Origin of the sequence: Rhodoferax sp. BLA1, from assembly GCF_013416775.1 — a bacterium.
Lineage (GTDB): Bacteria > Pseudomonadota > Gammaproteobacteria > Burkholderiales > Burkholderiaceae_C > Rhodoferax.
The window spans coordinates 282,989-296,577 of the sequence record NZ_SZVI01000001.1 but is presented as its reverse complement, the minus strand read 5'-3'; the positions used below and the strand labels follow the sequence as shown (position 1 = coordinate 296,577).

General features: G+C 60.0%; 15 protein-coding genes. 5 read left to right on the top strand and 10 right to left on the bottom strand.

The window, feature by feature from the left end; all coding sequences use genetic code 11:
• Positions 1–63: 63 nt before the first annotated feature.
• The 9 genes from modA to FDG13_RS01375 form a co-directional block, all read right to left on the bottom strand.
• Complete coding sequence (gene modA / locus FDG13_RS01415; RefSeq protein WP_180125018.1) at positions 64–819, bottom strand: molybdate ABC transporter substrate-binding protein; 756 nt, start codon at positions 817–819, stop codon at positions 64–66.
• 26 nt (positions 820–845) lie between these two features.
• Positions 846–1,667 carry a TOBE domain-containing protein gene (locus FDG13_RS01410; RefSeq protein ID WP_180125016.1) on the bottom strand — a complete coding sequence of 274 codons (822 nt, stop codon included), beginning with the start codon at positions 1,665–1,667 and terminating at the stop codon, positions 846–848.
• A 289-nt stretch (positions 1,668–1,956) separates the two neighbouring features.
• A complete protein-coding gene (locus FDG13_RS01405; protein ID WP_180125015.1) occupies positions 1,957–2,361 on the bottom strand; it encodes a hypothetical protein in 405 nt (134 codons plus the stop codon).
• Between the two features lie 300 nt (positions 2,362–2,661).
• The gene (cowN, locus tag FDG13_RS01400) at positions 2,662–2,934 is read right to left on the bottom strand and encodes a N(2)-fixation sustaining protein CowN (RefSeq protein ID WP_180125013.1); all 273 of its coding nucleotides are present in this window, start codon (positions 2,932–2,934) and stop codon (positions 2,662–2,664) included.
• 6 nt (positions 2,935–2,940) lie between these two features.
• Positions 2,941–3,192 (bottom strand): zinc ribbon domain-containing protein, encoded by a 252-nt coding sequence (locus tag FDG13_RS01395; RefSeq protein WP_078365402.1) that lies wholly within the window; start codon positions 3,190–3,192, stop codon positions 2,941–2,943.
• A gap of 13 nt (positions 3,193–3,205) precedes the next feature.
• Positions 3,206–3,625 (bottom strand): ArsC/Spx/MgsR family protein, encoded by a 420-nt coding sequence (locus FDG13_RS01390; protein ID WP_180125011.1) that lies wholly within the window; start codon positions 3,623–3,625, stop codon positions 3,206–3,208.
• A gap of 8 nt (positions 3,626–3,633) precedes the next feature.
• A complete protein-coding gene (draG, locus tag FDG13_RS01385) occupies positions 3,634–4,572 on the bottom strand; it encodes an ADP-ribosyl-[dinitrogen reductase] hydrolase (RefSeq protein WP_180125009.1) in 939 nt (312 codons plus the stop codon).
• A complete protein-coding gene (locus FDG13_RS01380; RefSeq protein WP_180125007.1) occupies positions 4,565–5,416 on the bottom strand; it encodes an NAD(+)--dinitrogen-reductase ADP-D-ribosyltransferase in 852 nt (283 codons plus the stop codon). Before FDG13_RS01380 ends, draG begins: the two co-directional genes overlap by 8 nt.
• A 132-nt stretch (positions 5,417–5,548) precedes the next feature.
• Positions 5,549–6,157, bottom strand: coding sequence for a hypothetical protein (locus FDG13_RS01375; RefSeq protein ID WP_180125005.1), 609 nt, complete (start codon positions 6,155–6,157; stop codon positions 5,549–5,551).
• A 416-nt stretch (positions 6,158–6,573) separates the two neighbouring features.
• Between FDG13_RS01375 and nifH the strand changes: the two genes are divergently transcribed.
• The 5 genes from nifH to FDG13_RS01350 all read left to right on the top strand — a co-directional run bounded on the left by nifH (position 6,574) and on the right by FDG13_RS01350 (position 12,247).
• Positions 6,574–7,488 (top strand): nitrogenase iron protein, encoded by a 915-nt coding sequence (gene nifH / locus FDG13_RS01370; RefSeq protein ID WP_078365407.1) that lies wholly within the window; start codon positions 6,574–6,576, stop codon positions 7,486–7,488.
• Positions 7,489–7,574: 86 nt separating this feature from the next.
• The gene (nifD, locus tag FDG13_RS01365) at positions 7,575–9,032 is read left to right on the top strand and encodes a nitrogenase molybdenum-iron protein alpha chain (protein ID WP_180125003.1); all 1,458 of its coding nucleotides are present in this window, start codon (positions 7,575–7,577) and stop codon (positions 9,030–9,032) included.
• A gap of 135 nt (positions 9,033–9,167) precedes the next feature.
• A complete protein-coding gene (gene nifK, locus FDG13_RS01360; RefSeq protein WP_180125001.1) occupies positions 9,168–10,724 on the top strand; it encodes a nitrogenase molybdenum-iron protein subunit beta in 1,557 nt (518 codons plus the stop codon).
• Positions 10,725–10,872: 148 nt separating this feature from the next.
• A complete protein-coding gene (locus FDG13_RS01355; protein ID WP_180125000.1) occupies positions 10,873–11,220 on the top strand; it encodes a 2Fe-2S iron-sulfur cluster-binding protein in 348 nt (115 codons plus the stop codon).
• A gap of 325 nt (positions 11,221–11,545) precedes the next feature.
• Complete coding sequence (locus FDG13_RS01350) at positions 11,546–12,247, top strand: GntR family transcriptional regulator (RefSeq protein WP_180124998.1); 702 nt, start codon at positions 11,546–11,548, stop codon at positions 12,245–12,247.
• Between the two features lie 53 nt (positions 12,248–12,300).
• On the opposite strand, the gene manD is transcribed toward FDG13_RS01350, so the two are convergent.
• A complete protein-coding gene (manD, locus tag FDG13_RS01345; RefSeq protein ID WP_180124996.1) occupies positions 12,301–13,506 on the bottom strand; it encodes a D-mannonate dehydratase ManD in 1,206 nt (401 codons plus the stop codon).
• Positions 13,507–13,589: the final 83 nt, after the last annotated feature.

The window sequence follows — 13,589 nt, the reverse complement described above, 5'->3', positions numbered from 1 at the left end:
ACATCCTTGTGAAGTACATCCTGCATCAGCCTAGCCAGTTTCATGCCGACCACGCGGGGCCTGTCAGGACAAGGCGTAACCAAAGGTTTTGATGACGGCTTTGGCCTTGTCGGATTTGAGGTACTTGATCAGCGCTTCTGCCGCTGGTTTGCCTTTGCCTTTGTCCAGGATCACTGCGTCCTGGCGGATCGGTGAATACAACTTGGTCGGCACCACCCAGTGTGAGCCCTCGATCTTGCCGTCCACCAGCACCTGTGACAGCGCCACAAAACCCAGCAAAGCATTGCCGGTGCTGATGAACTGGTGGGTCTGGCTGATGTTCTCACCCATCACCACCTTCGCTGCCAGGCTGTCATACACACCCAGTGCCTGCATGGCTTGCACCGCCGCAGCGCCATACGGGGCGAGTTTGGGGTTGGCCAGTGCCAGGTGGTCAAAGCCGCCGTTTTTCAGAACCTGGCCTTGGCTGTCCACAATGGCCGGTTTGGCCGACCACAGCACCAGGGTGCCAATCGCGTAGGTGAACTGGCTGCCCGCAACAGCGGCGTTTTCCTTCACCAGCTTGGTGGGGGTCTCATCATCGGCCGACAGCAACACCTCAAACGGTGCGCCGTTTTTGATCTGGGCGTAAAACTTGCCGGTGGCGCCATACGAAGCGACCAGCTTGTGGCCGGTGTTTTTCTCAAAATCGGCAGCGATCTGTTTCATCGGCGCGGTGAAGTTGGCGGCCACCGCGACCGAGACCTCGTCGGCATGGGCGCCAACGGCGGCACAGATCAGGGAGGCCAGCAAGGCTGGCAGCAGGCGGGAAGCTTTCATGGGAACTCCTGTGGAAAAAACAAACATCAGTCGACAGCGGCCAGAAAGACGCTGGAAGCTTTGAACACCGCGGTCAAAGGCTGGCCCACGGCGAGCTTGAGCCGCTTGACACTGTCGTCGGTGATCACCGCGGTGATCACATGCCGACCACCCGGCATGGCCAGCGTGACTTCGGCGTTGACCGGCCCTTGGTGGAGGTGGGTGATGGTGCCGGCAAAGCGGTTGCGTGCCGAGATCTGGCCATCTTCACCGGCCATCAGCAAGATGGAAGAGGCTTTGACAAAGGCCAGCACATCACGACCGAGTGCCAGCCCGAGGTTTTCGGCCGACTCACGGGTCACGATGGCGGTGAGTTGCAGGTCGGGCGCCAGGCGGATGCTCACTTCGGTGTCAACCACGCCTTCCTTGAGCGCGGTGACGGTGCCGGCAAACTGGTTGCGCGCGCTGGTTTTCATGGACATTCTCCTCAAGACTTGCCGAAAGTCGTCCACATCGCAGACGCCACTTTGTTGGAGGTTGCTGGTGAGTTTCTCAAGCGCCAGCTGGGACTCTTTTTCGAGCGCACGGTAAAACGCAATCAGCCGCCGCGCAAAGGTCGTGAGTTCGGTGCCACCGCCGTGGCGGCCACCCGCAGAGCGGTTGACCAGCGGCTCAGGCGCCACGTTGTTCATGTCGTCCACCGCGTCCCAGGCCGCCTTGTAAGACATGGGCACCGCCTTGGCGGCTTGAGAGATGGAGCCACATTTGTCGATGGCCTCGAGCAGGCGGATGCGTTTGTCGCCCAGAAAACTGCCCAAAGCGGTGTCGATGTGTAACTTGCCGGTGAGTTGGGTGGACGTGGGGCTCATGTGATGCTGGCCAGTTGTTGGGGCAGGGGCTGGGCGGTGTGCATGGACATCTTTCCTTGGTTGTCGTTATATACAAAAGCAAACGACGTGCCACGTGAGCTTGATAAGTTGATGACTGAGGTTTTCCCTGGTGTTTGCGGGTTCCTCCCTGAACATACAGGCACAGAGGCGTCCTGTTGCCCAAAGCATTGTCTAAGGCAATGTATCAATGCCTACATAACGATATCAAGCCTTGTCGGCAATGGCACACAGTCACTGACAAACGGCACAGTCTGGCTGGGCTCGGGTTTTACCTGGGCATCGTCTGACTGACGGAAAAGCGGGTGGTTTTGCCGCCGGGCTTGAGTCGGTTGAAGCTGGTGTGGCACACCAGCCAGCGCTGGTCAATCAACCGCCAGGCGGTGACGAATTCGGTGTACACCGGGGTCTCGTAAAACACCTCGTCGTCGTCCGAGCGCAGATCGGTCAGCACAAAAAACGAGGCACAGTAACAAGGCTGGTTGGCCTCGTCGCAGCCGGTGATACGACCCGCCCGCAGCTCATAGTCCTCAAACACCCGAAAGTGCACCGGTGCCACCACCAGCGGTTTCAGCAGCGCGGGCAAAGCCTCGCTCCAGGCCACCTGGGGCTCAGGGGCAAACGGGCAGTGGGCCTGAACTTCGAGAGAAGACGATGCAGCTTGTGTAGGGAACATTCCAGCCTCCAAGGTGGTCCGGCGTGTGGCAGGTGCCAGCGTCGGTGGTGAAACAGGGTGGGGTGTTGGCGCAGATGGAGCGAAGCCGACACATCCTGTGCTCGCTGTATATAAAAGCAAATAGCGCGCCCAAGCCGGTTTTTTGGAGAGGTTATGGAGGAAATTGGCCTCTAGCCCTTATTTATGAATGGCTGAATGCTTTTAATTAGATAGCGATATAGGCTTCTGGCGCGGGCCAAGGCCGTCGCATCGGTGTGGCAAAACCGCCAGGGTCGTGGCAAACCCGCCAGGGCAAACGGCTCAGAAACACTCGGTTTCGAGCTGGTCAAGCCAGGCCAGACCGGTCTCGTCGTGTCTGGCTTCCAGCAGCTCGCGGATCTGGTTGACAAAACTCGACAGCAGCAACTGGTCGTCGTAACGCATGCCCTCGGTGGCGTTGCGGCGCTGGAAGAAATAGGCCCAGAACGGGTCGTCCAGCCCCTGGGTGTGGGCCTCGATGCGGGCAATCATGCGGGCGGCCTGGCCGTCGAAGTCAATGCCTTTGAAGCTGCGGTAGCGGTCAACGGTGTTCATGTCAGATCAGATGTTTTTCTTGCCTTGCAGCAGTTTGGCTTTGTCGGATGGGCTGTAGTTGTCAAACAGGCCCTGGGCGGCGGCGACACGGCGGTGCGCCATACGGATGGCTTCGATCTTGCCGGCAGGAGCAATCGGTGAGACACATTTGGTCAGCGCCACGCTGGCGCAGGCTGGACAGGCGGGGGTGCTGCCAGAGCGCACCAGCGCCTCAAAGTGGTGGCCGCAGGCCTGGCATTGGTAGTCATACAGGGGCATGGTGATCTCCAGTTCAAAGGGGTGAGCTGCAGTGGCCAGCGGCTGCGGCGCAGCCTTCGAGCGAGCCAGGTGGTGGCTGGTCCCCCAGGCCGACCCAGGCGTGCACCGCAGCGGTGTCAAAGCCGACCATCCGCTGCTCACCCACAGCCATCAATGGCCGACGGATCAGCAAAGGCTGTGCCAACAGCAGCGCCAGCGCGGCATCGGCACTGAGCGACTCGGGGACCACCTCGCCGGACTTGACCTGGGGTGCCGCGCGGTTGAACCAGTCCGGCACCGCCAGAGGGCTCAAGAACAGGAGCAGCTCCTCCTCTGTCCATGGGGTCTGGAGCAGGTCTTTGACATCAAGGGTGTGGTGGGCGGCGAGCAGCAAAGCCTTTTGCCTGGCGTTGCCGCCACAGCCGGGTTTTTCATAAAAGCTGATGTGTGCCATGGCGATTCTCAGGTGGAGGCGGATATTGGCTCGGGGTCAAGACTGGCCGCCAGGGCCAGCAGACCATAGGTCTGGTCGGTGATGACGCGTACCACGTCGGGGCGCAGGCGTTGCAACCAGCGCGAAGGCAGCCGGGTGGCGCCACAGCGGGCACCGGCCAACATGCCCAGCAGCGCGCCGGTGGTGTCGGCGTCGTCGCCCTGGTTCACCGTGGCCACCATCGCGGCCTCGAAGTCCTCGTGTTGGGTCAGGAAGTGCAGCACGGTCTGCACCGTGTCGACCACATAGGCGGTGGCACGGCCTCGGTAGGTGGTGAAGCCAAAACTCGGGTTGTTGGCCACCCACTGGGCCACCCAGGCCTGGCAGCTTGGGTGGCTGGCGCCGGTGAGCAGCAGGCGCAGCAACTGGCCCAGGCCCAGCGTGGCGGCATCGGACAAGGGGTGGTGGTGGGTGAGGCGCGCCTGAGTGATCGACAGGCGCTCAAACAAGCCGTCGTGGCCCAGGGTGGCCAGCACGGCGGGCAGGTTGCGCATCAGCGCGCCGTTGCCGCCGTCACCGGGGTTGAGCTCACCCGAGAGTGTTCCCTCGTGCATGAAGCGCATGATGCCGCGCCGACAGGTGTTGCCGCAGTCCACCGGTTTGGCTCTGAACCACTGCACATAGGCCTGGCCGATGCGCCGGGTCAGGGTCTCGTCGCCATGTGCATGGGCGATCAGCGCGGGTGCACCCGCTTGCAGCAGCGCCTCACCGAGGGCCAGGCTCATGGTGGTGTCGTCGGTGACCTGACCACGCGCCAGTTTGAGCCAGCCGCCGCCGATGATGTCGCGGTGCACACCGTATTGGTGGGCGATTTCGCGCGGGCGCATGAACTCGACGGTGGCGCCCAGTGCGTCGCCAATGGCCAAACCGAGGTAAGCGCCCAGGGCGCGGTCGAGGGGTTCACGCATAACGTGCCGTGACCTCGTAGTTGCCACCCAGGGCCAGCACCTCCTGCTCACCCTGCAGCACCTGGCCGGGCAAAAGGCCGGGAAAAACCAGCACCTTGCACACCGGCACCTGCACCTCAAACACCCAGTCGCCAAACACCGAGGCGTCCTGCGCACTCAGGCTGAACGACACCAGGTTATTGAGTCGCACGGTGCAGCGCCGGTTTTGCAGCCGGCCATGGATCACCTGCTCTTCACAGCGGTTGCTGCCACGCCAGAGTTGCAGGTGTTTGCTCTGCGGTGTGACCCCCGGCAGCAGGCCACGGCGCAGCGCCCATTGGCAGAACTCGTACAGCAGGTCGAGCTGCTGGTGGATGTTGTTATTGTTGTGGCGGCTGGCGGTTTTTTCCTGCAGGTAGGTCACCCAGGCCGGCGACGGGAAACGCACCAGAGGCGCTTTGTGAAAACTCGGCACCAGCCCAAAACGGCTCTCGACCCAACCCTTGAGCACCGCACCCGCCACCCCGTTGGCATCCATGCCCCAACCCTGCAGCAGCTTGCGCCAACTGCTGTGCCAGCGCCGTTGCTCCGAGGCACCCATGCTGCGCAGCTCATCCGCATCAGGCTTGCGCAGCCCAAACGCAATCGCCATGTAGTGGGTGAACATGTCCTGCGCCTCGCTTAGGTCCTGGCTGCGTTCCAGCAGCGCAAACAGCCCCATGTGCGACTCACGTGTGCCCGCAATGGCCAAGGGCACCGGGTGGGCGTTGAACGCCGCGCTGCCGAGTAAGAGCGAGGGCACCCCCACCAGGTTGGTGCCGTACCAGCGCTGGGGCTGATCAAGTTCATCGGAGTCGACATCCATGAGCAGTTGCTCACGTTTGAGCGAATGGATGGCGTCGCGAGAAGCCCGAGGTCAGAGCGAGGCGCACAGCCGTACTCCCGTACGGCGAGCATCGCAGCTTTGAGATCGGGTTGCGCAGCTGCCAGCCACCGCTCAAACAGGACGGTTCTCGTTGGGGTTGCGTACCGGCCCCATGAGCTTGAGCCCCTCTTCGTAAGAAATCGTCTCAAAGTTGGCGCTGAACTTGAGCGCGGCATTGGCCACCGCGTCGAGCTTGCCTGCGGTGTCCTTTTTCTTCAGGTAGTTCTTTTCCAGGTACAACAGGTCAAGCAACTCGTTGTAGACGGTGGACTCCAGAATCGGCAACACGTAGAAAGTGGCGCCGTTGTAGGGCACCTGGTACTTTTTGGACAGGTCGATGTTGTCGCAAAACAAGAAGTACTTGCCGCTGGCGCTCAAGGTGTCGCCCAACACCTCGGCCACGTCCTTGAGACTCTCAAAACTCAGCAGGTAACCGGCAAAAAACGGCACAAAACTTTCGCCCACATTGGCAATCGCCATGACCTGGGGGCACATCAGCTCGGGTGGGCGCGCCTCGTCGGCCAGCTTGGGGGCAAAGCGCAGCGCCAGCTCACCCCGAAAACCAACGCGGCCGGGCACGCCGGTGATCGCTTTGTGCAAGGGGTTGAGCAGCCGCCCTTCGTTCTCAAGGCGGGCAAAAGCGGTGTCGTCGATCTCTGGTCGGGCGAGGGTGGCGGTCATGGGAGGTCCTTTGGGTGGTTGAGCTGGCAGAGATAGCTTTGATACAAGCCCCTCTCTAACTGCAATGACCGTACCAACCTGAAACCCGCTGCAAACCCGACACAAACACACATCCCAAGCGCCTGCGACCGGGATTTTTGCGACACGGTCAGGGGTTTTGTCGGGAAGTTAACAAAACCCGGAACGCCAGGTTTTTGCCCTGAGAAAAACAGCTTTTCCCAATGAAAACAGGGTGTGACACCGGCTTTGAGGCGTGGCCCAAACGGCATGGCACGGAAGCTGCAATGAACAGGCTGCGCGGGCTCACATCCAGCCAAACGTGACTACAAGAAGAAGACCATCGGACACGCCAGGCAGACACAAGTCGCGGCTACGCAAGCTTGGTTCTTTTAACCCTTCCTGATTGGAGTACTGCAATGGCTAAACTTCGGCAAATCGCCTTCTACGGCAAAGGTGGCATCGGCAAGTCCACCACCTCCCAGAACACCCTGGCAGCCTTGTCTGACCTGGGCCAGAAAATCCTCATCGTCGGCTGCGACCCCAAAGCCGACTCCACCCGTCTGATCCTGCACGCCAAGGCGCAGGACACCATCCTGTCACTGGCCGCCGAAGCGGGTTCGGTGGAGGATCTGGAACTCGAAGACGTGATGAAGATTGGTTACAAAAACATCCGTTGTGTTGAATCCGGTGGCCCAGAGCCAGGTGTCGGTTGCGCTGGCCGCGGTGTGATCACCTCGATCAACTTCCTCGAGGAAAACGGTGCCTACGACGGTGTGGACTATGTGTCCTACGACGTGCTCGGTGACGTGGTGTGTGGCGGTTTTGCCATGCCCATCCGTGAAAACAAGGCGCAGGAAATCTACATCGTCATGTCTGGCGAAATGATGGCCATGTACGCCGCCAACAACATCTCCAAGGGCATTCTGAAATACGCCAACTCGGGTGGTGTGCGTCTGGGCGGCCTGGTGTGTAACGAGCGCAAGACCGACAAGGAATACGAACTGGCCGACGCGCTGGCGGGCATGCTGGGCAGCAAACTGATCCACTTTGTGCCGCGTGACAACGTGGTGCAACACGCTGAACTGCGCCGTATGACGGTGATCGAATACGCCCCTGACTCCAAACAGGCCGGTGAATACCGCACGCTGGCGCAAAAGGTCCACAACAACGCGGGCAACGGCACCATCCCCACCCCCATCACGATGGACCAGCTCGAAGACATGCTGATGGAGTTCGGGATCATGGATGTGATCGACGAGTCCCTGGTCGGCAAGGCCGCCGCAGAACTGGCCGCCGCTCAAGCCGCCGCAGCGCAGCTCGCCGCTGCCTAAGAGGTGTGAATTCCGGTCTGCGTTGCGCTACGTGACCAGGCCGGGACTTTCACCACACCCACAACATCACCTACTGGAGTTACCCCATGACCGCCACCGTTGAAGAGCGCAAGGCCACCAACAAGGCCCTGATTGAAGAAGTGCTGAAGGCCTACCCCGAAAAAATGGCCAAACGGCGCGCCAAACACCTCAGCACCTTTGAAGAAGGCCGCCCCGATTGCGGGGTCAAGTCCAACATCAAGTCGCTGCCCGGCGTGATGACCATTCGTGGCTGCGCCTATGCGGGCTCCAAAGGGGTGGTCTGGGGCCCGATCAAGGACATGGTGCACATCAGCCATGGCCCGGTTGGCTGCGGCCAGTACTCCTGGGCCAACCGCCGCAATTACTACATCGGCACCACCGGCATCGACTCCTTTGTGACGATGCAGTTCACCTCTGACTTTCAAGAGAAAGACATTGTTTTTGGCGGCGACAAGAAGCTCGACAAAATCATTGACGAGATCCAGGTGCTGTTCCCGCTGAACAAAGGCATCTCGATCCAGTCTGAATGCCCGATTGGCCTGATTGGTGACGACATCGAGGCCGTCTCCAAGAAAAAGAGCAAGGAGTACGAAGGCAAGACCATCGTACCCGTGCGTTGTGAAGGTTTCCGGGGTGTCAGCCAGTCGCTCGGCCACCACCTGGCCAATGACGCCATTCGCGACTGGGTGTTTGACCGCACCGACACCGGCCACACCTCGCAGTTTGTGTCGACCCCGTATGACGTGGCCATCATTGGTGACTACAACATCGGTGGTGATGCTTGGTCCAGCCGCATCCTGCTCGAAGAAATGGGTCTGCGTGTGATCTCGCAGTGGTCCGGTGACGGCACCATCGCTGAAATCGAGAACACCCCCAAGGCCAAGCTCAATGTGCTGCACTGCTACCGCTCGATGAACTACATCAGCCGGCACATGGAAGAAAAATACGGCATCCCATGGGTGGAGTACAACTTCTTTGGCCCGAGCAAAATCGAAGCCAGCCTGCGCGAGATCGCCAGCCACTTTGACGACAGCATCAAGGCCAAGGCCGAAGAAGTGATCGCCAAGTACAAACCGCTGATGCAGGCTGTCATCGATAAATACAAACCCCGTCTGCAAGGCAAGAAAGTGATGTTGTATGTGGGCGGTCTGCGTCCGCGTCACGTGATTGGCGCCTACGAAGACCTGGGTATGGAAATTGTGGGCACCGGCTACGAGTTCGCCCACAACGACGACTACCAGCGCACCACCCACTACGTCAAGGACAGCACGCTGATTTATGACGATGTGACGGGTTACGAGTTCGAGCACTTTGTGGAAGGCATCAAGCCCGACCTGGTGGGCTCAGGCATCAAGGAAAAGTACGTGTTCCAGAAGATGGGTGTGCCCTTCCGTCAGATGCACAGCTGGGACTACTCCGGCCCTTACCACGGCTACGACGGCTTTGCCATCTTTGCCCGTGACATGGACATGGCGATCTCCAGCCCGGTCTGGGGGTTGACCAAGGCCCCCTGGAAGGCCTGATTCTCCCCGTTGCTTGCTCACTGCGTGTAGCCGCATACCCCTCAAGGGGCGCACCCAACGGCCCGGCTTAGCCGGTTCCGTGGGTGCCACGCAAAACTGCCAGCCGCCAACCTTTAACCACTTTTGGAGCCCACCATGCCTCAAGTTGCCGACAAAGTCATTGACCACGAAATGTTGTTTCGTGAACCCGAGTACCAAGACCTCTTCGAGAAGAAGAAGGCCTTTGAGTTCAACCATTCCGAAGCCACCATCGGCCAGACCGTGGAGTGGACCAAGACCGAAGACTACAAACTCAAAAACTTCGCCCGCGATTCCCTCGTGGTCAACCCGGCCAAGGCCTGCCAGCCGCTGGGTGCGGTGTTTGCTGCCAATGGTTTTGCCAAGACCCTGAGTTTTGTGCATGGCAGCCAGGGTTGTGTGGCCTACTACCGCGCCCACTTCTCGCGCCATTTCAAGGAGCCCACCAGCTGTGTGTCATCTTCCATGACCGAAGACGCGGCGGTGTTTGGTGGCCTGAACAACATGGTCGACGGCCTGGCCAACGCCTACAGCCTGTACAAGCCCGACATGATCGCGGTGTCCACCACCTGCATGGCCGAGGTGATTGGGGATGACGTCGACGCCTTCATCAAGACCAGCAAACAAAAGGGCAGCATTCCCGAAGAGTTTGACGTGCCGTTTGCCCACACCCCGGCGTTTGTCGGCAGCCACATCACCGGTTACGACAACGCCCTGCTGGGTGTGTTGCGCCACTTCTGGGACGGCAAGGCCAAAACCACCGAACCGCTGGTGCGTGTGCCCAACGACAGCATCAACTTCATCGGTGGTTTTGATGGCTTTGTTGTTGGCAACATGAAGGAAATTCGCCGCATTTTTGACCTGTTCGGTGTCCAGGTGAACATCATTTGTGACCCGTCCGAGAGCTGGAACACGCCCACTGATGGCGAGTTCCGCATGTACGCCGGTGGCACCACCAAAGAAGAAGTCGTGGCCGCCCTGCACGCCAAGGCCACCATCGTGTTCCAGGAATTCTGCTGCGAAAAAACCAGCAAATTCATCGCTGAACACGGCCAGGAAGTGGTCACCCTCAATGCCCCGGTGGGTGTGGCGGGTACCGACAAGTTCCTGATGGAAATCTCGCGCCTGACCGGCAAACCGATTCCGGCCGAGCTGGAAAAAGAACGTGGCCAGCTGGTGGATGCGCTGGCCGACAGCCAGGCGCATTTGCATGGCAAGCGTTTTGCGCTCTACGGTGACCCGGACCAGTTGCTGGGTTACGCCGCCTTCCTGCTGGAGCTGGGTGCCGAGCCGACCCATGTGTTGTCCACCAACGGCACCAACGAATGGGCGGCCAAGGTGCAGGCGTTGTTTGACTCGACGCCTTACGGCAAGGGCTGCAAGGTGTATCCGAAGCGCGATCTGTGGCATCTGCGTTCGCTGCTGTTCACCGAACCGGTGGACTTCCTGATTGGCAACACCTATGGCAAGTTCCTTGAGCGCGACACCAAGGTGCCGCTGGTGCGCCTGGTGTTCCCGATCCACGACCGCCACCACCACCACCGTTACCCCACCTGGGGTTATGAGGGCGGCATGCGGGTGCTGGTGATGCTGCTCGACGAGTTCTTCGAAGCGCTGGATGCCAACACCATGGGTATCGGTAAGACCGACTACAGCTACGACATCGTCCGCTGAGGGGCGCACTTCCCTGCTGCGCCGGTTGATCTTGCGTCTGCGCTGCTCGCCGTACGGGAGTACGGCTGTGCTGCTCAACGCAAGCTCAATCGGCTCGCGACGGGAATTGCATCCCCTCAGAGGGTCCCGACAACCAATTGAGAACATCATGGCCAATGTAACTTTCAGTTCCCCTCGCATGAAAAAAGACCTGACGGTGTATGCCGTGGCGGGCGATACCAAGACCTTGCTCGCCGTGGCCAAGGCCAACGACGTGCCGCTGCAGTCCGAGTGTGAAAACGGCGAATGTGGCTCCTGCCAAGTGCAGGTGTCGGTGCTGTCGGGCAAAACACCGATTGGTGTGGCGCTGACCGAAAAGGAAAAACTGGTGCTCAAGCTCGCGGGCAAGATCACCGCCCAGCAGATCGCCGATGCCGAGACCAAAGACCTGCCACCCCCTTGGCGGCTGGCCTGCCAGATGGTGGTGCGCGACGAGGATATTCTGGTCAAGTTTTGAACCCAAAACGCCAGGTGAAGGGTGCCCCGCTTGGCGCTCTCACCACGGTCTCAAAAACGCAAAGGGCAGGCCAGTTGGATCTGCCCTGTCTTATATGAAAAAAGTGCCTCTAGCCGTTAATCTATAAGGGCAGGTGGCAATTGATTTCATAGCGTTCTGTGACTACTGCGTTGGCCACGCGCCGCGCTTGGCTGGTGCGTTGTGGCTTTCCCCGCATGGCACAGGAACGGCAGACGGTGGTATGGAGCCAACACCTGCCATACAAGAGCCAACTTGCGGCCTTGTGACGGCCTGTTTTGGCAAGCTAGGTGCGATACTCGAGCCCATGCGTTCGAAAACCAAATCCGTTCGCGCTTTCCAGCACGTTGAACCTGTCTCCATTGGCACCCAGCTGCATCGGCACCTGCGCGGCGCCATCATCCGTGGTGAGTTGCGCCCAGGCCAGGCCCTGTCCGAATCTGAAATCGCCAAACAGTATGAGACCAGCCGCCAGCCGGTGCGCGAAGCGTTCATCAAATTGGCCGAAGAGCGGCTGGTGGTCATCCTGCCCCAGCGTGGCACTTTTGTGGTCAAGATTTCTGTGGCTGATGTGCTGGATGCCCGCTTTGTGCGTGAAGCCATCGAGGTCGCCGTGGCCGAAGAGGCCGCCACCTCGGCGCCGCCCAGTGCCATTCAGGACCTGCGTGATTTGATTGCGCAGCAATCCAAGGTGGCGCCCGGGTTGAACCAGGAGTTTCTGGTGCTTGACGAGGAGTTTCACCGCACCATTGCGCTTTCGGTGCGTCGCACCTACGCCTGGCGGATGGTGGAGAGCATCAAGGCACAGATGGACCGCATCCGTTACCTGAGCCTGGATGACGCCACGCCCATCCACCTGATCATCGAGCAGCACAGCCGCATTGTCGATGGCATCGAGGCGCGTGACCCGGTGGCTGCGGCGGCAGCCACGCGCGCCCATCTGCGCGAAATCATTGTGTCGCTGCCCGATATCGCAGCGCAGTTCCCGGATCTGTTCGAGTCCGCCTGATGGCGGCTGCGGCACACTGCTGACCCGGTGTCAGCAGCGGCCGAATCAGACCTTTACCAATTCCACAAGGTGCCGTCTTCCAGGCGGGCCACCGGCAGGTAGGCTGGCTCGTACGGGTATTTCTTGGCCAGTTCCTCGTCGATTTCCACACCCAACCCTGGTTTGTCACCCGGGTGCATGAAGCCATCCTTGTAGCTCCAGCCGCATTGGAAGACTTCCATGGTCTGCTCGTGGTAACCCATGTACTCCTGCATGCCGAAGTTGGGAGCCCACAGGTCAAAGTGCAGGGCTGCGCCCATACACACGGGTGACAGATCGGACGGGCCGTGGCTGCCGGTGCGCACCTGGTACATCGCGGCAAAGTCCGCAATACGGCGCATGTGGGTGATGCCGCCCGAGTGGGTGATCGTCATGCGGATGTAGTCGATCAGTTGCTCTTCGATCAGCTGTTTGCAGTCCCAGATGCTGTTGAACACCTCACCCACCGCAATCGGGGTGGTGGTGTGCTGACGGATCAGGCGGAAGGCTTCCTGGTTTTCTGCCGGTGTCGGGTCTTCCAGCCAGAACAGGCGCGAGTCTTCCACCGCCTTGCCCAGGCGTGCCGCTTCAATCGGTGTCAGGCGGTGGTGGGCGTCATGCAGCAGGTGGGTGTCAAAGCCAAATTTCTCGCGGATCGCTTCAAACAGCTTGGGCACAAAATTCAGGTACTTTTCAGTGTTCCAGACCTGTTCTTCAGGCCAGCCTTTGGTGGCAGGCTCATAAGCGCCGCCTTTGGACACGCCGTAGACCGATTTCATGCCCGGCACACCACACTGGGCGCGAATCGCCTTGAAGCCTTTTTCCTGGTATTTGGCAAAGGCGTCCAGCGTTTCAGGGATGTCGCGGCCGGTGGCGTGGCTGTAGACCATCACGTGTTCGCGGGAAGCACCACCCAGCAACTGGTAGACCGGCATGTTGGCCAGCTTGCCCTTGATGTCCCACAAGGCCATGTCCACCGCAGCGATGGCCGACATGGTGACCGGACCGCGGCGCCAGTAGGCACCTCTGTAAAGGTATTGCCAGATGTCTTCGATCTTTTGCGGATCACGGCCGATCAGCAAGGGGCAGACATGGTCCTTCAAATAGGACGCAACCGACAACTCGCGTCCGTTCAGCGTGCCATCACCAAGACCGGTCACACCCTCATCGGTCGTGATTTTCAAGGTCACAAAGTTGCGGCCTGGGCAGCAAACAATCACTTCGGCATCAATAATTTTCATCACATCACTCCTGTTCAGATCAATTCAGACAGAGGGAAAAGCTGGTTCAGCCGCTCACGCTGGCACGTGAATCCGGAGCCTCA